The 17,703-nt window shown below is 63.6% G+C and carries 18 protein-coding genes, 1 tRNA gene and 1 pseudogene; 11 read left to right on the top strand and 9 right to left on the bottom strand.

Going from position 1 to position 17,703, the window contains the following annotated elements:
- Positions 1 to 118 precede the first annotated feature (118 nt).
- From ACVJ19_RS13555 to ACVJ19_RS13540, 4 genes are all read left to right on the top strand, one after another.
- The gene (locus tag ACVJ19_RS13555; RefSeq protein WP_453948711.1) at positions 119 to 376 is read left to right on the top strand and encodes a type II toxin-antitoxin system ParD family antitoxin; all 258 of its coding nucleotides are present in this window, start codon (positions 119 to 121) and stop codon (positions 374 to 376) included.
- Positions 373 to 672: a type II toxin-antitoxin system RelE/ParE family toxin gene (locus tag ACVJ19_RS13550; RefSeq protein ID WP_453948712.1), complete on the top strand. Its 300-nt coding sequence runs from the start codon at positions 373 to 375 to the stop codon at positions 670 to 672. The genes ACVJ19_RS13555 and ACVJ19_RS13550 overlap by 4 nt, the downstream gene beginning before the upstream one ends.
- Before the next feature lie 143 nt (positions 673 to 815).
- Positions 816 to 2,087, top strand: a complete 1,272-nt coding sequence (locus ACVJ19_RS13545) for an MFS transporter (protein ID WP_453948713.1) — start codon at positions 816 to 818, stop codon at positions 2,085 to 2,087.
- A gap of 184 nt (positions 2,088 to 2,271) precedes the next feature.
- A complete protein-coding gene (locus ACVJ19_RS13540; protein ID WP_453955095.1) occupies positions 2,272 to 3,711 on the top strand; it encodes a DUF1254 domain-containing protein in 1,440 nt (479 codons plus the stop codon).
- Between the two features lie 133 nt (positions 3,712 to 3,844).
- Here the strand turns inward: ACVJ19_RS13540 and ACVJ19_RS13535 are convergent, their stop codons facing one another.
- A complete protein-coding gene (locus tag ACVJ19_RS13535; protein ID WP_453955096.1) occupies positions 3,845 to 5,629 on the bottom strand; it encodes a caspase family protein in 1,785 nt (594 codons plus the stop codon).
- Between the two features lie 424 nt (positions 5,630 to 6,053).
- Positions 6,054 to 6,140 (bottom strand) — tRNA-Leu (locus ACVJ19_RS13530).
- A gap of 140 nt (positions 6,141 to 6,280) precedes the next feature.
- Here ACVJ19_RS13530 and ACVJ19_RS13525 point away from each other — a divergent pair.
- On the top strand, positions 6,281 to 7,246 hold the full coding sequence (locus ACVJ19_RS13525; RefSeq protein WP_453948714.1) for a complex I NDUFA9 subunit family protein: 966 nt from the start codon (positions 6,281 to 6,283) through the stop codon (positions 7,244 to 7,246).
- Positions 7,247 to 7,443: 197 nt separating this feature from the next.
- Here the strand turns inward: ACVJ19_RS13525 and ACVJ19_RS13520 are convergent, their stop codons facing one another.
- From ACVJ19_RS13520 to ACVJ19_RS13510, 3 genes are all read right to left on the bottom strand, one after another.
- Positions 7,444 to 8,184 (bottom strand): SDR family oxidoreductase, encoded by a 741-nt coding sequence (locus ACVJ19_RS13520; RefSeq protein WP_453948715.1) that lies wholly within the window; start codon positions 8,182 to 8,184, stop codon positions 7,444 to 7,446.
- 3 nt (positions 8,185 to 8,187) lie between these two features.
- The gene (locus ACVJ19_RS13515) at positions 8,188 to 9,519 is read right to left on the bottom strand and encodes an FAD-binding protein (RefSeq protein WP_453948716.1); all 1,332 of its coding nucleotides are present in this window, start codon (positions 9,517 to 9,519) and stop codon (positions 8,188 to 8,190) included.
- Positions 9,520 to 9,617: 98 nt separating this feature from the next.
- Positions 9,618 to 10,424 (bottom strand): undecaprenyl-diphosphate phosphatase, encoded by an 807-nt coding sequence (locus ACVJ19_RS13510; protein WP_453948717.1) that lies wholly within the window; start codon positions 10,422 to 10,424, stop codon positions 9,618 to 9,620.
- 169 nt (positions 10,425 to 10,593) lie between these two features.
- On the opposite strand from ACVJ19_RS13510, the gene ACVJ19_RS13505 reads away from it, so the two are divergent.
- The 3 genes from ACVJ19_RS13505 to ACVJ19_RS13495 all read left to right on the top strand — a co-directional run bounded on the left by ACVJ19_RS13505 (position 10,594) and on the right by ACVJ19_RS13495 (position 13,362).
- Positions 10,594 to 11,286 carry a glutathione S-transferase family protein gene (locus tag ACVJ19_RS13505; protein WP_453948718.1) on the top strand — a complete coding sequence of 231 codons (693 nt, stop codon included), beginning with the start codon at positions 10,594 to 10,596 and terminating at the stop codon, positions 11,284 to 11,286.
- Positions 11,235 to 12,410, top strand: a complete 1,176-nt coding sequence (queG, locus tag ACVJ19_RS13500) for a tRNA epoxyqueuosine(34) reductase QueG (RefSeq protein WP_453948719.1) — start codon at positions 11,235 to 11,237, stop codon at positions 12,408 to 12,410. Before ACVJ19_RS13505 ends, queG begins: the two co-directional genes overlap by 52 nt.
- A 154-nt stretch (positions 12,411 to 12,564) precedes the next feature.
- A complete protein-coding gene (locus tag ACVJ19_RS13495; RefSeq protein WP_453948720.1) occupies positions 12,565 to 13,362 on the top strand; it encodes an acyl-CoA thioesterase domain-containing protein in 798 nt (265 codons plus the stop codon).
- A 102-nt stretch (positions 13,363 to 13,464) separates the two neighbouring features.
- On the opposite strand, the gene ACVJ19_RS13490 is transcribed toward ACVJ19_RS13495, so the two are convergent.
- Entirely contained in the window at positions 13,465 to 13,935 is a 471-nt protein-coding gene (locus ACVJ19_RS13490) for a nuclear transport factor 2 family protein (RefSeq protein WP_453948721.1), read from the bottom strand.
- Positions 13,936 to 14,072: 137 nt separating this feature from the next.
- Positions 14,073 to 14,861, bottom strand: coding sequence for an alpha/beta hydrolase (locus ACVJ19_RS13485; RefSeq protein ID WP_453948722.1), 789 nt, complete (start codon positions 14,859 to 14,861; stop codon positions 14,073 to 14,075).
- Positions 14,862 to 15,112: 251 nt separating this feature from the next.
- On the opposite strand from ACVJ19_RS13485, the gene infC reads away from it, so the two are divergent.
- Positions 15,113 to 15,652, top strand: coding sequence for a translation initiation factor IF-3 (gene infC / locus ACVJ19_RS13480; protein WP_080134054.1), 540 nt, complete (start codon positions 15,113 to 15,115; stop codon positions 15,650 to 15,652).
- 244 nt (positions 15,653 to 15,896) lie between these two features.
- On the opposite strand, the gene ACVJ19_RS13475 is transcribed toward infC, so the two are convergent.
- Complete coding sequence (locus ACVJ19_RS13475) at positions 15,897 to 16,301, bottom strand: hypothetical protein (RefSeq protein ID WP_453948723.1); 405 nt, start codon at positions 16,299 to 16,301, stop codon at positions 15,897 to 15,899.
- Positions 16,302 to 16,573: 272 nt separating this feature from the next.
- Between ACVJ19_RS13475 and rpmI the strand changes: the two genes are divergently transcribed.
- Together rpmI and rplT are read left to right on the top strand one after the other, a co-directional pair.
- Complete coding sequence (gene rpmI / locus ACVJ19_RS13470) at positions 16,574 to 16,774, top strand: 50S ribosomal protein L35 (protein ID WP_008539890.1); 201 nt, start codon at positions 16,574 to 16,576, stop codon at positions 16,772 to 16,774.
- Between the two features lie 83 nt (positions 16,775 to 16,857).
- Positions 16,858 to 17,221, top strand: a pseudogene (gene rplT / locus ACVJ19_RS13465) (50S ribosomal protein L20).
- Positions 17,222 to 17,229: 8 nt separating this feature from the next.
- On the opposite strand, the gene ACVJ19_RS13460 reads toward rplT, so the two are convergent.
- Positions 17,230 to 17,643 carry a hypothetical protein gene (locus ACVJ19_RS13460; protein ID WP_453948724.1) on the bottom strand — a complete coding sequence of 138 codons (414 nt, stop codon included), beginning with the start codon at positions 17,641 to 17,643 and terminating at the stop codon, positions 17,230 to 17,232.
- Positions 17,644 to 17,703 lie beyond the last annotated feature (60 nt).

The following is a 17,703-nucleotide window of genomic DNA, read 5'->3' as shown; positions in this document are numbered from 1 at the left end:
ACCCTATGCGAGCATTCGCTAAAGGCGGCTTAATCGGCCGGATTCGGCCGGCTCGCCACTTGATGGAAAAGCCGCTCAATAATAGTTATTAAAGCGGATATTGGCAGAGAGGCGCAACATGGCGGTCAGTGCAGATCTCGGCGAAGCCCTTGAAAACTTTGTAACAAAACTCGTCGCGTCGGGTCGCTATCACTCCAAGAGCGAGGTGCTGCGGGAGGGCATACGGCTGATCCAGGAGCGCGAAGCGCGGCTCGCCGCGCTGGACGCCGCGATCGCGCGCGGGCTCGACGATGCGGACGCCGGCCGGACCAAGCCGAGCTCGGAGGTTTTTGACCGGTTGGAGGCGAAACTCGCGGCCAAGACGGGCCGGACGTGAACGTCGTCGTCACCGCAGAAGCCGAAGCCGATCTCGAGGACATCGCATCCTACGTCACCGAGCAAAGCCCGCGGAGCGCGCTCACGCTCATCCGGGGGCTGCGCGAGAAGTGTGAAACCCTTGCCGACGCGCCGCGCGCCTATCCGCTGGTCCCGCGCTATGAGCACCGCGGCATTCGCAGGCGCCCGTTCGGAAACTATTTGATTTTCTATCGGGTCGGTCTCGATGTGATCGAGGTGATCCACATCCTTCACGGCGCGCGAGACTACGAGCCGCTGCTCTTTCCGGAGAACTAGGCTTTCCTGGAAGGCGTCCGCCGAGAGGCGATTACGACACACTCACGGAACTTGTGGCAGGCGCCCCGTGAAAATCGTCCGCGCATACCTATCTGTTGCGAGTTTCCCGCACCGCCTGCCCCGCTCACTGCGAATGAAATGTGATGACCGAACAAACGCTCGCCGCGCCGATCGACGACCAACAGGAACGCCAGCGCGGGTTCTCGCGCTACCAGGCGCTCCTCATCGCGCTGCTGGCGTTCACGCAGTTCACGATCATCCTCGACTTCATCATCATGTCGCCGCTCGGCGCCATCCTGATGCCCGCGCTCAACATCACGGCCGCCCAATTCGGCGTCGCGGTGTCGGCCTACGCGTTCAGCGCCGGACTATCGGGCATCCTCGCCGCGGGCTTTGCCGACCGCTTCGACCGCAAGCGCCTGCTGCTGTTCTTCTATGTCGGCTTCACGCTCGGCACCCTGCTCTGCGCAATGGCGCAGAGCTACCATGTGCTGCTGGTCGGCCGGATCGTGACCGGATTGTTCGGCGGCGTGATCGGCTCGGTGGTGCTGGCCATCATCACCGATCTGTTCGCGCTGCATCTGCGCGGCCGCGTGATGGGCTTCGTGCAGACCGCGTTCGCCGCGAGCCAGGTGCTCGGCATTCCCGCCGGACTGTTTCTCGCCAATCACTGGAGCTGGCAGGTCTGCTTCGTCGCGATCGTCGTTCTGTCGATCGTCACGATCGCCATCATCGCCTTCGTCATGGAGCCGGTCGACGCGCATTTGCGGCTCAAGCAGGACAGAAACCCGTTCCACCATCTGATCGCGACGGTCTTCGAGCCGCGCTATACGCTGGCCTTCGCGGTCACGACGCTGCTCGCGACCGGCGGCTACATGCTGATGCCGTTCTCCAGCGCCTACACCGTGCACAATCTCGGCATCGACATGCTGCATCTGCCGACGATCTATCTCGTCTCCGGCCTGTTCAGCATCATCACCGGGCCGCTGGTCGGCCGTGCCAGCGATGCCTTCGGCAAATATCCGACCTTCGTGTTCGGCTGCGCGATGACCGTCGTCATGGTGCTGATCTACACCCATCTCGGCCGCGTCTCGCTCACGACCGCGATCATCGTCAACGTGCTGATGTTCGTCGGCATCTTCTCGCGCATGATCCCGTCGCAGGCGCTGATGTCGGCGATCCCCGACGCGAGCCAGCGCGGCTCGTTCAGCGCGGTCAGCGCCTCGCTCCAGCAGCTCTCCGGCGGTCTCGGCTCGGTGCTCGCCGGCGCGATCATCGCGCAAGCGCCTGACGGCGCGCTGATCCATTTCGACCGGATCGGCTACGTCGTCGTCATGACCACGATCGTCACGCTGGTCGCGATGTATTTCGTGCAGAAGGCGGTGTCGGAGCGGACGGGGAAGCGAGTGGTGTGAGGAAGCGGGCGGATTTGGCGACAGGAGCCCCGGCGCAACCGCAGCGCACGCCCTGTTACCTTCACTGATCGGAAGCAGCCCAGGGTCCGATTCCGGGCGCGGCCCTTTCTTGATCTGCGTCAACGCAACTGGTTCCGGAAGGAGGACGAGTCCCAGTCTCATCTGCATTGGTGGAGAGACGATTATGCTCACGAAACGAGGCTTTCTCGGATCCGCCGCGTGGGGCCTGATTGCCGCTACTGCGATCGAACCGAAGCCGGCCCTGGCGCGCACCGACCGCCCGGGGTTCTTCAAGGCCAAGGACATTGCCGAAGCGGGGTTCATCTATGGCCTGCCAATCGTGATGGCCTACGGCATCATGTACGAGTACGCCGTCGACAAGAACTCGGGCCAGTACAAGGCGCCGTTCAACGAGCTCTACAACAACGAGCGCGTCTACACCTACGAAGACACGGCCGTGATCACCCCCAACAGCGACACGCCATACTCGTTCGCGTGGATGGAGCTGCGGGCCGAGCCGATGGTGATCTCGGTGCCGGCGGTCGATCCAAAGCGTTACTATTCGCTGATGCTCACTGACGCCAACACCTACAATTTCGGTTATGTGGGCAGTCGCGCGACAGGCAGCGATCCCGGCAGCTACATGGTTGTCGGTCCCGACTGGACCGGCACGACACCGGCAGGCATCAACAAGGTGTTCCGCTCGACCAGCGATTTCGCTGCCGCTACGTTCCGAACTCAGCTTTTCGAGCCGGCCGATATCGAAAACGTCAAGAAGGTTCAGGCCGGCTACAGAGTGCAGCCGCTCTCGGGCTTCCTCAAGCAGCCCGCGCCTGTGGCGGCCCCCACGCTCGCATTTCCGAAGTTCGAAAAGGATCTGGTTCGCACCGAGTTTTTCGAGTACCTCGACTTTGCCCTTCAGTTCGCCCCTGCGCTTCCGGACGAACGCTGGATCAGGGATCAACTTGCAAGGATCGGCGTCGGTCCCGGAAAGACGTTCAACTTCCGCGACCTTTCGGTCGAGGATAAGGCCGAGATAGTGGTCGGCATGAAGGAAGGGCAGCGCAAGGTCACCGAAGCGGTTGCCAATTTGGGCAAGGGGATCAATGGCTGGCGCGTCGGCTCGGCGTTTGGTGACGCGGCATTCTTCCACGGAGATTGGCTGCTTCGAGCGGTTGGCGCGCAAGCCGGTATTTTTGGCAACGACGCAGTGGAAGCCATGTATCCCATGGCCAAGCTCGATGCCGGCGGACAGCCGCTCGACTGCGCGAAGTCGAGCTACACGCTGACGTTTCCTGCCGGACAACTGCCGCCGGTCAACGCCTTCTGGTCCCTCACAATGTATGACGGCAAGACCCAACTGCTCGTCAAGAATCCGATCAATCGATACCTGATCAATTCTCCCATGTTGCCCAATCTCAAGCTCGGCAAGGACGAGTCGCTGACGATTTACATTCAGAACAAGTCGCCGGGTCCTGACAAGGAGGCGAACTGGCTGCCAGCTCCAGATGGTCCGATCTATGTCGTGATGCGGCTCTACTGGCCGAAGGCCACCCCGCCTTCCATTCTGCCGCCCGGTGAAGGAACGTGGCAGCCTCCCGGCGTGCTGCGGGTCGTCTCCTAGCGTATCCGTTCACTTGCCGCTGTCCGACAGGTGCGCCGCGCATGAAGCTGTGCGGCGCATTCGGAGCTTTTTAGGGATGAGGTCCGTTTGGGGAGCAAAGCCGAACGCCAGCGTCGGGCGGGCTGACCGTAGCTTAGTTACAAACTTCAACACTTTCGCCGGTGTGGGTGTTCGCACTACCGCCGCCCCTGCGGAATTCCAATCGACAACCTTTGGACACCGGCCGGCAGCCGGCGCTATTGCAAACAATCTGTCCGCTCGACTGTGGCTTCGCGGGCGTAGCCTCGACCCCCTTGCGCTCCGCATCCCGCTTCGTCACATCCTCACGCGCGGCGACCGGCTTCTTGTCCTGAACCTTCTCGCATTCATTATCGTCGTTGACGCGATAACCAGCCCGACATGCGATCTTCACGCAGGTATCGCCATCGGCCTTGAAACCGTGATCGCAGACCAACGGGCAGACCCGCCCTGGCTTGGCCTTGATCGCATCGAGCGCATCGAAGCTCGCGAGGTTGGTGTCGAGCTTCGTGCCCGCGTACTTGTTGAACAGTGTCAGGGAGCGCTGCGACTTTGCGGTCCATTCACCGTTCCCCTCATTGGCAAGACAGCCGACGCGGCGAAGTTCGGATTGCACCGACTTGGCAAGTTCTTGCGGAGACCGCGCCGGTTCAGGCGAAGCAGTAGGTGAGGGCAGGGCCGCAACCTTCTGGTCCGCTTCGGGGGTACCTTTCTTCTCTGCTGCCTGCTTATCAGCCAGAGCCTTCGCAACAGCGGCCTCGATCTCCTTGCGCCGTTGCTCGGCTGCGGCGGCCCTTGTCTCCTCGACCTGCTTGGCCTTCTCGGCGGCGAGCCGTGCATCCTCAGCTGCTCTGGCCGTAGCGGCTGCCTTGTCCTGTTCGGCCTTCTTTGCACGGTCGGCGGCAAGCCGTGCCTTGTCCTCTTCCGCCTGCCGCGCCTTCTCTGCGGCCACTGCGCGAGCTTCTTCCGCCGCGATCTTGTTGAGTTGACCCTTTGCGAGGCCTGCGTAGAAGCCTTCAGGATACTGAGCGAGGAAAACCGTCCAGCCATCCCGAGTGCCGAGCTGCAGGGCAAGCTCATAGTTCCGGCGAATAGCGTCGTCCGGGCTTGCCTGAGGGCCGGTTGCCGTCGGCTTCGCTGCCACAAGCGGCACGTCATCGCCGCCAAGCGAGCCGTAGACATAGGGTTCCTGCCTGTAGCCAGTGTTCTTCAGGACATCATCGCGGACAAAGCCAAACGCCTTGCGTAGGTCGAGACCGGGCATCGGCAGCCGCTCGACAAGCGCTGCGGCGAATGGGCTGTTCCTGGCATCCCCGTCCGAAGCTGTTGATCCAGCCTTGGCGGCGAAGGCGATCATGGTGTTGGGGCTTGTCGGCTCGACCTTGGCCAGACCGCGTCCGACAGCGCGGGAGGCCATGGTGCGCTTCATGGTTTTGGCGAAAGGGTTGTCCCGGCACGCATCGAGGATCACGAGGCGAAGCTGCTTCGCAGGCTCAACAGCGATCAGAGCCCGGTCCAGCGCGACGGTTTCATCGAAGACGTCGCTGTCGGTCTCCAATGCTGCGTCCGTCGGGATCAGATAGTTGGTCCCGTCCAGCTCAATGCCATGACCGGCGTAGTAGATGACCGCGACCTCCGCATCACGAACGCGGCTGCCAAACTCGCGCAGGGCCTTCCGCATCTCCGCGGCATTGAGATCGGTCCTGACGTCAACCAGGTCGAACCCGGCCTTTTTGAACATGCCTCCGACCAGGGCGGCATCGTTGGCGGGGTTGGCGAGCCGGGTTACACTTTTGTAGGCGGAATTGCCCATTACCAACGCGACACGGCGCTCAGCATGGGCCGAACCGCACGTCAGCCAGATGAAAAAGAACAATGAAAACCAGCGAAACGTGCCCATCGTCGCCCCGAATGACAATCCGCGCAGCGTATCCAGAGACTGTCGGAAGGCAAGCTCAGGCTCTGTGACGCCTGTCACCTTGCCGTCTGATTCCCCATGTTGGGACGAAAGGCGAGATCGCAGGAGATGAACCGGTAGACCGTCCCAAAGCCAACGTCGCTCTCGATGAGACTTTCAGCCTGCCGCCATTTCCTCCTGGCCTTTCTTGGCGGCCATCCCGTGGACCCTCGAGGCGGCCGACCCGGACCATTGTGGTCTTGTCTCCAGGATGCGCAGCGCCAAGCCCGCCGCCCTGTCGGTCAGATCAGCCGGAGCGCCCTTTCGGAGCCAATCAAGGGAGAAACCATTCGCGGAAGTATGTGCAAACGCTCGATCACCCCTGGTGATCAGGGACTTCAGCGAAATCAACAACATCGCGGAGCGATGGTGCCCAGGAAAGGACTCGAACCTTCACGGCCGTTAAGCCACTGGCACCTGAAGCCAGCGCGTCTACCAATTCCACCACCTGGGCATGCCGTTTGGGGCACGGAGGCGGTTACTACGGTTCGGTGACGCCGTTGTCAATTCATGCGTTGTGATGCGGATTGCGCATCGCAAACCGGCCCGATACAAGCCTGATAATACGCACTCTTCCCTGCAGGAATGGACCCCATGGCATCGAATCTGGAAACTCTCGTCACGGTTTTCGGCGGATCGGGGTTTTTGGGCCGGAATGTCGTCCGCGCGCTGTGCCGGCGGGATTACCGGGTCCGTGTTGCGGTGCGGCGGCCGGAACTGGCCGGATACCTGCAACCCTCCGGCAAGGTCGGGCAGGTCCATGTCGTGCAGGCCAATCTGCGCTATCCGGCCTCGGTCGAGGCGGCGCTGCGTGATTCGGATGTCGTGATCAACCTGGTCGGCATCCTCGCCGAGGGCGGCGCGCAGACCTTCGACGCCGTCCAGGCCAAGGGCGCCGAGACCGTCGCCAAGGCGGCTGCTTCTGCCGGCGCGCGCCTCGTCCACGTCTCCGCGATCGGCGCCGACGCCGAATCGCCCTCGCAGTACGCCAAGGCCAAGGCGGCCGGCGAGGCGGCGGTGCTGGCCGCGGTGCCCTCCGCCACGATCTTCCGCCCCTCCGTGATATTCGGCCCCGAGGACCAGTTCACCAACCGCTTTGCCGCCTTGGCCCGGATGTCGCCGGTGCTGCCGCTGATCGGCGGCGAGACCCGGATGCAGCCGGTCTATGTCGGCGACGTCGCCACCGCGATCGCCGATGCCGTCGACGGCAAGGCCAAGGCGGGCGCCACTTACGAGCTCGGCGGGCCGGAAGTGCTGACCATGCGCGAGATCATCGAGGCGATCCTCGCAATCATCGACCGCAAGCGCATGCTAATCCCGCTGTCGTTCGGCCTCGCCCGCTTCCAGGCCAACTTCCTGCAATTCGCGCCGGGCGCGTTCAAGCTGACGCCGGACCAGGTGACGCTGCTCCAGCGCGACAACATCGTGTCGGATGCGGCGAAGGCTGCGGGGCTGACGCTGGAAGGGCTCGGCATCGCGGCCGATTCGCTGGAGGCGATCGCTCCGCAATATCTCTGGCGCTTCCGTTCGGCCGGTCAGTTCCAGCGCATGAGCGTGTGAGTTGGTTTCACCTCTCCCGCTTGCGAGAGAGGTCGGATTGCGTTCGGCGATGCGAAGCATCGTCCGAAGCAATCCGGGTGAGGGCTTTCTCCTCTAGGGGAGTCTCTTTGTGGAGGCACCCTCTCCCCTACCCTCTCCCGCAAGCGGGAGAGGGGGCGCACCGCCGCTGGGGCGAAGATTGACCCGTCACACGACGTTCAAAACTTCAGCTTCTTGAACACCGCTTCCGGCAGCGTCTTGATGATCAGCATCACGAGGCGCCATTTGCTGCTGACATAGACGACGTCGGTCTTGTTCTCGACGGCGCGAAGGATCGCATCGCCCACGACGGGCGCCTCGACGGTCAGCGGGCCGATCAGCTTCATGCCTTCGGTCATTTTCGTCCGGACAAAGCCGGGCTTCACCGTGACGACGTGCACGCCGCCACGGCTGGCGCGGGCGCGCAGGCCCGAGAGGAAGGCGGAGAAGCCGGCCTTGGCCGAGCCATAGACATAGTTCGAGGCCCGGCCGCGATCGCCGGCGACCGACGACACGCCGACGAGGATGCCGCTGCCGCGGCCCAAAAATTTCTCCGCGAACAGGCCGAGGATCAGCGACGGTCCCTCGTAGTTGGAGCGCATGATCGTGGTGGCGTGGGCGAGATCGCTCTGCGCGCTCTCCTGCGTGCCGAGCAGTCCGACGATCGAGATGACAACGTCAGGCAACGCCGGAAGGCTGCCGACAAAGCCCTCGAACGAGGCGGTGTCGAGCACGTCGAACCTGTAGACACCGACATCGACACTATAGCGCACGCGCAGATCGGCGGCGTCAGGCTCCAGCGCGGCGACGTCGCGGCCGGCGAGGCCGACATCGTAGCCGGCCTTGGCAAAGGCGCGCGCGGCGGCGCGGCCGATATCGGAGGAGCCACCCAGCACCAAAACGGACTTGCGTGACGTCACGGCCTAGACCTCATCAAACAGGCGTTGTGAAAGTTTCGAACGGATGGTGCCTTTGGGATCGAGCGATTTGCGGATCGCGTTGAAGCGGCGCAAGGCCGGATAGCCGGCCTCGAACGTGGCGCGCGACTGACGCGCGTCCTTGGCGAGATAGAGTCGGCCGCCGGCAGCGACGACCAGACGATCGATCTCGTCCAGGAAGTCCAGGATGTCGCCCTTCACAGGAAAGTCCAGCGCCAGCGTGTAGCCGGGCAGCGGAAACGACAGGAGGCCGTCGCCCTGGCCGAGCTTCTTCAGCACGGCGAGGAAGGAGGCATCGCCGCGCCGCGCGACGCGATCGAGGATCTCGCCGAGCACGGCGCGCGCACCGGCTTCCGGGATCACGCATTGGTGCTGCAGGAAACCGCGCTTGCCATAGATGCGATTCCAGTCGGCAATGCTGTCGAGCGGGAAGAAATAGGGATAGAGCGAGACCACATGGCTGCCGCCGGCACGCCGCGCACCCATGCGGTAGTAGAGCTCGTTGAAGGCGCGGATGCTATAGCGGTTCAGCGTCATCGACGGCATGTCGATTGGCACGCTGAGGCCGGGATTCTTGCCGACCGGAAATGCGTCGGCGCCGTCCGCAAGCTCCTCATTATTGGCGTGCTCGCCCAGATAGATCAGCGAACGGCCGAGACTTCGCCCGCGCGCGGCGCAATCGATCCACGCCACCGAATAGGTCGCGGTGTCACCGGCATCGAGCGCGCGCATCGCCGCGTCGAGATCGGATGCGGAGATCACCCGCTCGCGGATCCACCCCGTTTCGACCCGCCGCAGCCGTATCGTCGCCTCCAGGATCGCGCCGGTGAGGCCCATGCCGCCGACGGTCGCGAAGAAGGCATCGGAATTCTGCTCGCGCGAGACCTCGATGGTCTGTCCCTCGCCGGTGCGCAGCAGGATGCTCTCGACATAGCGGCCGAAGCCGCCCTCGCAATGATGGTTCTTGCCGTGCACATCGGCGGCAATGGCGCCGCCGACCGACACGAAGCGCGTGCCGGGCACGACGAAGGGCAGGAAGCCGCGCGGGCCGAAGGTGTCGATCAGGTCCGACAACAGCACGCCGGCCTCGAGGCGAACACGGCCGGTGGCGGGATCGAACGACCTGATCCGGTCGAAGCCGGTCATCGCGACGGTCCTGGCAGCTCCGATCGCGGCATCGCCGTACGCGCGACCGTTGCCGCGAGCCACCGAGCCGGCCACATCAGCGACGGCGTCGCCCACGGCCTCGAACGAGCGCGGCCGCAGCAGATCGGTATCGACGACCGGGAAGCGTCCCCAGCCGGAGACGAGGGTCATGGTTCAGCTCCTGTGCGAGGTGCGCGCCGCGCCCCGCTATGGAAACTGCCTACCGCTCAAAAGCTTATTTTATGTTGAGGTCTCGACGAGTTTCGAGGTTAACGCCCCAGCGCCAGCGCGATCAGGCCGAGCGTGCCGACGATGACGCGCCACCAGGCGAACAGCACGAAGCCGTGGCGGGTGACGTAGGTCAGGAACGTCTTGACCACGATGACCGCGGTGATGAACGACACGATGAAGCCGATCGCGACGACGCCCATATGGTCCATCGTCATCTCGGAGCGGTTCTTGTAGAAGTCGTAGGCGAACGCGCCGATCATGGTGGGGATGGCAAGGAAGAACGAGAACTCCGCGGCGGCGCGCTTGTCGGCACCGAGCAGCATCGCGGCGACGATGCTGGCGCCTGAGCGCGACACGCCCGGAATCATCGCCACGCACTGCGCGATGCCGATATAGAGATACATCAGCAGCGGGAACTTGGTGGCGTCAAATTCGCGCGGCTTGAGCTCGAGCCTGTCGACCCAGAGCAGGATGGCGCCGCCGACGATCAGCGTGAAGCAGACGACCCAGGGGTTGAACAGCACGATCTTGATGTATTTGCCGGCAACGAGGCCGACGATGACAGCAGGCAGAAACGCCACCAGCACACCGATCACGAAACGGCGCGCATAGGCATCGCCCGTGAACATGCCGATCGCGACGTCCCACAGCTTCCTGAAATACAACCCGACGATCGCGAGGATCGCACCGAGCTGGATCAGAACGGTAAACGAATCCCAGAAGTCGCCTTCACCAAGATGGAAGAAACGCTCGGCAAGCAGCAGGTGGCCGGTCGAGGACACGGGAAGGAACTCGGTCACACCCTCGATGATGCCGAGGATCACTGCCCGTATTGCATCTGACATATTTACGGTCCATTTCGGCTGGAAAAGCGGGGCTCTTCTCGCCTATTCCCTCCAATGCTGCAATCGCAAAATGCTGCATCGCGCTCTTGCTTCGCGGTTTTGAAGGACTAGTGTGGCGCCGCACAAACATTGATGGATTCTTAAGCACCATCAAATAGTCAAAGGCTTCATGTTTACGCTGTTTCATCATCCGTTCTGCCCGCATTCGCGCTTCATCCGTTTGATCGCGGGCGAATACGGGCTCGACCTCAAGCTGGTCGAGGAGCGCAGCTGGGAACGGCGCGAGGCATTTCTGCTGCTCAACGCGGCGGGCTCGACGCCTGTCCTGGTGGACGACGAGCAGCCGCCGATCCCGGGCGCGGCGATCATCGCGGAATATGTCGACGAGGCCTATGGCGTCGGGATGGGACCCAAGCGCCTGATGCCGGAGACGACCTTCGAGCGCGTCGAGGTGCGCCGGCTGATGGCCTGGTTCAACGAGAAGTTCTTCGAGGAGGTTTCGCACCCGCTGGTGACCGAGCGCATCTACAAGCGCTTCATGAGCGAGGAGAATGGCGGCGGCCCGCCCTCGGCCGACGTGATGCGCGCGGCCAAGGCCAACGTGCGCTATCATCTGGCCTATATCGGCTGGCTGGCGCAGACGCGTAACTTCCTCGCCGGCGACCGGCTCACCTACGCGGATCTCGCCGCCGCGGCGCATCTCTCGGCGATCGACTATCTGGGCGACGTGCCATGGAGCGAGGACGACGCAGCAAAGGCGTGGTACGCGCGGGTGAAATCCCGCCCGTCGTTCCGTCCGCTGCTGAGCGAATGGCTGGCCGGCGTGCCGGCGTCGCGGACCTATGTGGACCTGGATTTCTGAACTCCGATCCGACTGAACTGAAGGCGCAGCTCACGCGCGAGGCGCGCGCGCTCGGCTTCGACTGCGTCGGCATCACCGCACCCGGTACGATCGAGGCTGCCGGAAAGCACTTCCTCGCGTTCATCGCCTCGGGCGGACATGGCGACATGGACTGGCTCGCGGCGCAGCCGGAGCGCCGGGTCGATCCGCGCGGGCTGTGGGCCGACGTGCGCAGCGTGATCATGCTCGGCGTCAATTACGGTCCCGACTCCGATCCGCTGGCGATCCTGAAGCAGCGTACGCGCGCGGCGATCTCGGTCTATGCGCAGGGCGACGACTATCACGACCTCATCAAGAAGCGGCTGAAGGCGCTGGCACGCTGGCTGGTCGCGGCCGCGCCGTCGGATGTGAAAGTGTTCGTCGACACCGCGGCCGTGATGGAAAAGCCGCTGGCGCAGGCCGCGCATCTGGGCTGGCAGGGCAAGCACACCAACCTGGTCTCGCGCGAATTCGGCTCCTGGCTGTTCCTCGGCGCGATCTACACCACGCTCGAGCTGCCGCGCGACGATGCCGAGATCGATCATTGCGGCTCGTGCCGGGCCTGTCTCGACATCTGCCCGACCGCGGCGTTTCCCGCGCCCTACAAGCTCGATGCGCGGCGCTGCATCTCGTATCTCACCATCGAGAACAAGGGGCCGATCCCGCACGAGTTTCGCAAGAGCATCGGCAACCGCATCTATGGCTGCGACGATTGCCTCGCCGCCTGCCCCTGGAACAAGTTCGCGCAGGAGGGACGCGAGACCAAGCTCGCCGCGCGCGATGAATTGCGTGCACCTGGCCTTGCCGAGCTCGCACGGCTCGACGATGCCGCATTTCGCGCGCTGTTCACGAAGTCGCCGGTGAAGCGCATCGGCCGCGACCGGTTCTTGCGGAATGTGCTGATTGCGATCGGCAACTCGGGCGAGGTGGCGCTGGCGGACGAGGCGCGGCGATTGCTGAGTGATCCGAGCGCGCTGGTGCGCGGGGCTGCGGTGTGGGCGCTGGGACAGTTGCTGGAGCGAGAAGAGTTTGAGGCGATGAAGCTGACTGCGGCGAGCAACGAGCACGACCCAAGCGTGCGCGAGGAGTGGCAAGCCGCTTTCTGACCCTCATCCTGAGGAGCCGCGCAGCGGCGTCTCGAAGGATCGAGGCCGAGCTGCCGCAGCGGGGCCTGCATGGTTCGAGACGGCGCTTCGCGCCTCCTCACCATGAGGATCGAGCATCTTGATTTCCCTGAGCGTTCCCGCAAAGTCGCGCGTCATGACAAACATGCCTTTCTTCACCCGCAACAGCGATACATTCCATCCGACGGAAGTCGCCAACGGTCCGTGGGATCCGAAATCGCTGCACGGACGCGTCATTGTCGGCCTGCTCGGCTTCGTCATCGAGGAACGTCATTCCGGTCCCGAATTCGTGCCTGCGCGGCTCACCGTCGACATGTTTCGGCTGCCGACCATCGACAAGCCGATCGAAGTGACGACGCGGCTCGTGCGCGACGGACTGCGCATCCGCGTGATCGAGGCGGAGTTGTTTTCCGGCGGCGTCAGCATGGCGCGCGCCTCGTGCCAGCTGCTGCGCAAAACGCAGAATCCTGATGGCAATGTCTGGTCGCCGCCGAACTGGGACGTGCCGAAGCCATCAGACATTCCGAAACCGACCGATCCCAGGCTCGGCATGAACGGCAAATGGACGACGCGCCCCATCGTCGGACACATGGGCTCGCTCGGGCCGCGCCGGCTCTGGATGAGCGAGGTGCGTGAGCTCGTCGCCGGCGTGTCCATGACGCCGTTCGTCCATGTCGCCGTTGGTGCCGATTTCGCCAGCCCGTTTGCGAACGCCGGCGACAACGGGCTCGGCTACATCAACAGTGACGTCACGATCTACCTGCACCGCCTGCCGGTGACGAACTGGATCGGTTTCGATGTGGTCAATCACCAGGCGACGGATGGCGTCGCGATCGGCGAATGCTGGCTCTATGACGAGCAGGGCCCGATCGGCACGGCGACGGTCGCAGCGCTGGCACAGCGCAAGCCGATGCCGAAGGTGACGCCGCCGTAGGTTTTGTCATTCCGGGGCGCCCGCAGGGCTGAACCCGGAATCTCGAGATTCCGGGTTCGATGCTTCGCATCGCCCCGGAATGACGATAGGGAGATAGTGCGCCTACCCCAAATGCCGCTGCATCTCCGGTCGCGCCTTCAATTCCGCGCCCTGCTTGGCGACGATCTTCGCGATCCGCTCCGGCGCAAACTTCAGATCGACGAACGCCGGCGCGGTGTTGGCGACCTCGTGATACCCAGCGATCCTGCCGTCACGCAGCGTCATGATCGCCACGCCCTCGAACATCGCCCGCGCGCCGTTCGCTTCCGGCAGGGTCGATTTGTAGCTGAACGTGTAGCGCGCATAGAGCGTGGTGCCGTCGGACACGGGATCGTGCATGTCCCAGCGGAAATCGGTGGCCGTGCGATAGAACCAGTCGTCGATCATCGCGGCGATCTTCTCGCGGCCTGCGAAGGCGCCGTAGAAGACGTCGTGATAGACGCCGTCCTCGGAGAAGAGGTCGGCGAAGGCACGGCCGTTGCGCTGCTCGACGGCGTCGCAGAAGGCGCGCAGCATGGCGGTGGTGGTTGTCATTGACGTTTCTCCCAATTTGCCCGTCATGCCCCGGCTTGACCGGGGCATCCAGTACGCCGCAGCCTCTCGGTTCTATCGCTGCCGTCTCTGGAATACTGGATTGCCCGCCTTCGCGGGCAATGACACCGAGCTACACTTCACCCGATCTCGGCCACCGCGGCAAGGATGCGTGCAATATCCTGCGGGCGTGACAAGCGATGATCGCCATCCTGGATCATGGTGAGCACGACGTCGTCGGCCGGCAGGCGATGCGTCAGCGCAAACGCATGCTGCCACGGAACATCGGGATCCTGCGCGCCTTGCAGGATGCGGACGGGGCAGCCGAGATCGATGGCGCTGCCGAGCACGAGATGATTGCGGCCTTCCTCGATCAGCTTGCGCGTGATCGGATAGGGCGAGCCGTCGCCATAGTCCGACGGCCGCAGCCAGAAGCCTTTGGTCTCGATCTCCTTCTTCACCGCGGGTGAAAAATTCTTCCACATCAGTTCCTCGGTGAAGTCGGGCGCCGGCGCGATCAGCACGAGGCCTGCCAGTGCCCCCTTGCTGTTCCGTTTCCTGATCTCGCGCGCGAGCAGCAGCGCCATCCAGCCGCCCATGGAGGAGCCGATCAGGATTTGCGGGCCGTCGCAGAACCGCTCGAACACGGCGACGCTATCCTCGAGCCAGCTTCCGATGGTTCCGTCGGCGAAATCGCCGCTGGATTCGCCGTGGCCGGAATAGTCGAACCGGACCACCGCGCGACCGTGCTCGTGGGCCCAGACGTCCAGCGCCACGGCCTTGCCGCCCTGCATGTCCGACTTGAACCCACCCAGCCAGACGAGGCCGGGGCCGTTCCCAGCGCGGCGGCGTACCGCGATCCGGCGCGCGGACGGGCCTTCGCCCAATTCGATGAAGTCGAGGACGGCATCCGGAATTGCGTCGGTCATGGAACGTTTACTCTGGCTGTGCGGTTTGAACTGTCCGGGCCGATTCCGAAAGCACACCTGATATCGGCATTGTCCCTTTGGGACGCTTGCGGAACAGAAGCAAGGTGTCTATGTCGAGCACCGTGCCGTTGGGCGTGACCAAAATGCCTCGCTTTTGAGGGTTTTTCGACCGCGGTACCAGCGACTTGCTTGCCGGCAAACGCATCTTCCTTCAAGATAGCCGCTTCTTTCACAACTTTGGAGAACCACCCATTCGCCGTCCCAATAAAGCTCCGCCCGCTGCCAGCAAAGACGGGCCGCGCATCAATGATGATATCCGCAATGCGCAGATCCAGCTGATCGATCAGACCGGTGATAACAAAGGCACGGTCGAGACCGTCGTCGCCATCCGGATGGCCCAGGAAGCTGGCATGGATCTGGTCGAGATTTCGCCGAATACCAGCCCTCCCGTCTGCAAGATCATGGACTACGGGAAGTACAAGTATTCCGCTCAGAAGAAAGCCGCGGAAGCCCGCAAGCGGCAGAAGACCGTCGAGATCAAGGAGATCAAGCTCCGCCCGATGATCGACGACCACGATTACGACGTGAAGATGCGCGCGATGCAGCGGTTCTTCGAAGAGGGCGACAAGGTCAAGATCACGCTGCGCTATCGCGGCCGCGAGATGGCGCACCAGGAGATCGGCACCAAGCTTCTGGACAAGATCAAGACCGACGTCGCCGAGCTCGCCAAGGTCGAGCAGGACGCGCGGTTCGAAGGTCGTCAGGTCGTCATGGTGCTGGCGCCGCGCTGACGCGAAGCGCTCTGGAACTTTAAGAGTTCAACGGCCCGTCCGGATTTCCGGCGGGCCGTTTTGTTTTTGGTTGAGGTGCAAGCCGCGAGCGCTGCTGCACCCTCTCCCGCTTGCGGGAGAGGGTGGCGCGAAGCGCCGGGTGAGGGCTTCCTTCTCTGGGGGACAGTCCCGTTGCGGAGACACCCTCTCCCCAACCCTCCCCCGCAGGCGGGGGAGGTAGCGCACCGTCTCCGTGATTACGATCTTACGTCCGCGTCGCCTGCCAGGTGCCGCTGCACTGGTCGCCGGAAATGATGCCCCTCCACGAGCCGGCGCCGTTCACGCCGGCGAGCCGGCCGCCGCCGCTGGCATGAGAGGCGCCGACCGAGACCTGGACGGCGACAGCGCCGGAGCGCTTGACCCGGCCGGAGACCCGGCCACCGCCGGCGGACGAGACGCGGCTGCCGATCACAGTGAAGGGAACGCTGTAGCCCGAGCTGCAATTGCCGCGGGTGGTGGCGAAGGTGACGTTCCAGATGCCGTCATAGCCGCCGGCGCGAGCCTCGGCAGTTGACGGCAGCGCGGCCGTGGCGAGCACGGCGAACAGCGCCAGATGGCGCGGACGGGCGAAATCCGCCAGCGACGTGAGAAATTGCGGGAAATGGGCCATTTTGGACCTGCTTCAGGCGACAAGGCTTGGACATGAGGGTGGTAACCTCCAATAGTCGGCGGGCAGGTTTCGGCGGTTCATCGTTGCCAATTGGCTTGTCCTCTGTCATAAGCCCAGCCTTCATCGCCCGGCTGATTAAGGGCTGCCGTGGCGGTGTTTCGTGCGGGTTTCGCGCTTGTTCGCAAAACCTGAGCACAATCAACGCTCTAACGAGCATTTTTGACGGCCAGCCGCCTTCGCGGGCGGATCTCTATGGCCATTAGGAGAGCCAAATGCCCAAGCTGAAGACCAAATCGGGCGCTAAAAAGCGCTTCAAGGTGACTGCCACCGGCAAAGTGATGCACGCCCAGCGCGGCAAGCGTCACGGCATGATCAAGCGGACGAAGAAGCAAATCCGTCAGCTCCGCGGCACCCGCGTGCTGTTCAAGACCGACGGCGACAACGTCAAGAAGTACTTCTTGCCGAACGCCTGATCGCGTCCACGATCACTGCCACCTCGCGCGCCGCAGCTGTCGCGGCGATCCGAAACCGAAGTCATCTCTGAAGGATTTTTGTCATGTCTCGCGTCAAACGCGGTGTGACCGCCCACGCCAAGCACAAGAAAGTCTACAAGGCCGCCAAGGGTTTCTACGGCCGCCGCAAGAACACCATCCGCGCCGCCAAGCCGGCCGTGGAGAAGGCCCAGCAATACGCCTTCCGCGACCGCAAGCGTAAGAAGCGGACTTTCCGCGCGCTCTGGATCCAGCGCATCAACGCTGCCGTCCGTCCGTCCGTTCGGCCTGACCTACAGCCGGTTTATCGACGGCATGGCCAAGTCGGGCATCACCGTGGACCGCAAGGTGCTGTCGGATCTCGCGATCAGCGAGCCCGCCGCATTCCAGGCGATCGCCGAGAAGGCCAAAGCCGCTCTGGCTGCTTAAGGCTTGCGCTAGCGGGCCTTCGGGCCCGCAGCCTTCAGCGCGCGTTGCGAGTAGCGCTGGGCGACCTCCGCCCGGCAAAAAGCTGCGAACGAGAGATACATGGTGCCGGACTTGTTCCGGTATTTCCGGTCGCAGACGCGCATCTCGCGTTTGTAAGCCTGCTGCTGCGCCGTGTTGAGGCCGGGCATGAAGTCCGCCTCGCACTTCTTCTCGACGGCGGCGCCAAGCTGGACGTCCCCGCTCGCGGTCAATTGGCAATCCTGAAACACCTTCATCGCGCTTTCGCAGCTCTTCTGAGCGCCGATGGCCTCGACGACCTCATCCAGCGTCATGGACTTGTCCATGCAGACCATGGCGTGCGCAGGGGTACCTGCGACCGACAGAACGACGGCCAGAACAGCCAGGCAGGATCTCGAAAGCATCGCAAAGGTCTCCTCGTATCCCCCTTGGTGCCGGGTCCCCGCGCAGGGTTCAACCCAGCC

The organism is Bradyrhizobium sp. USDA 376, from assembly GCF_054063675.1.
The sequence above is the reverse complement of the archived record's forward strand: the minus strand, read 5'-3'. Positions and strand labels throughout refer to the sequence as shown.

Bases quoted from the DNA above. Each gene is read 5' to 3' on its own strand.
- ACVJ19_RS13535 (WP_453955096.1), bottom strand. From the start codon at position 5,629: ATGGGCACGTTTCGCTGGTTTTCATTGTTCTTTTTCATCTGGCTGACG.
- ACVJ19_RS13460 (WP_453948724.1), bottom strand. From the start codon at position 17,643: ATGCTTTCGAGATCCTGCCTGGCTGTTCTGGCCGTCGTTCTGTCGGTC.
- ACVJ19_RS13540 (WP_453955095.1), top strand. From the start codon at position 2,272: ATGCTCACGAAACGAGGCTTTCTCGGATCCGCCGCGTGGGGCCTGATT.
- ACVJ19_RS13490 (WP_453948721.1), bottom strand. From the start codon at position 13,935: ATGACAACCACCACCGCCATGCTGCGCGCCTTCTGCGACGCCGTCGAG.
- queG (WP_453948719.1), top strand. From the start codon at position 11,235: ATGGCTGGCCGGCGTGCCGGCGTCGCGGACCTATGTGGACCTGGATTT.
- rpmI (WP_008539890.1), top strand. From the start codon at position 16,574: ATGCCCAAGCTGAAGACCAAATCGGGCGCTAAAAAGCGCTTCAAGGTG.
- ACVJ19_RS13525 (WP_453948714.1), top strand. From the start codon at position 6,281: ATGGCATCGAATCTGGAAACTCTCGTCACGGTTTTCGGCGGATCGGGG.
- ACVJ19_RS13475 (WP_453948723.1), bottom strand. From the start codon at position 16,301: ATGGCCCATTTCCCGCAATTTCTCACGTCGCTGGCGGATTTCGCCCGT.
- ACVJ19_RS13555 (WP_453948711.1), top strand. From the start codon at position 119: ATGGCGGTCAGTGCAGATCTCGGCGAAGCCCTTGAAAACTTTGTAACA.
- ACVJ19_RS13515 (WP_453948716.1), bottom strand. From the start codon at position 9,519: ATGACCCTCGTCTCCGGCTGGGGACGCTTCCCGGTCGTCGATACCGAT.
- ACVJ19_RS13510 (WP_453948717.1), bottom strand. From the start codon at position 10,424: ATGTCAGATGCAATACGGGCAGTGATCCTCGGCATCATCGAGGGTGTG.
- ACVJ19_RS13495 (WP_453948720.1), top strand. From the start codon at position 12,565: ATGACAAACATGCCTTTCTTCACCCGCAACAGCGATACATTCCATCCG.
- ACVJ19_RS13485 (WP_453948722.1), bottom strand. From the start codon at position 14,861: ATGACCGACGCAATTCCGGATGCCGTCCTCGACTTCATCGAATTGGGC.
- ACVJ19_RS13545 (WP_453948713.1), top strand. From the start codon at position 816: ATGACCGAACAAACGCTCGCCGCGCCGATCGACGACCAACAGGAACGC.
- ACVJ19_RS13505 (WP_453948718.1), top strand. From the start codon at position 10,594: ATGTTTACGCTGTTTCATCATCCGTTCTGCCCGCATTCGCGCTTCATC.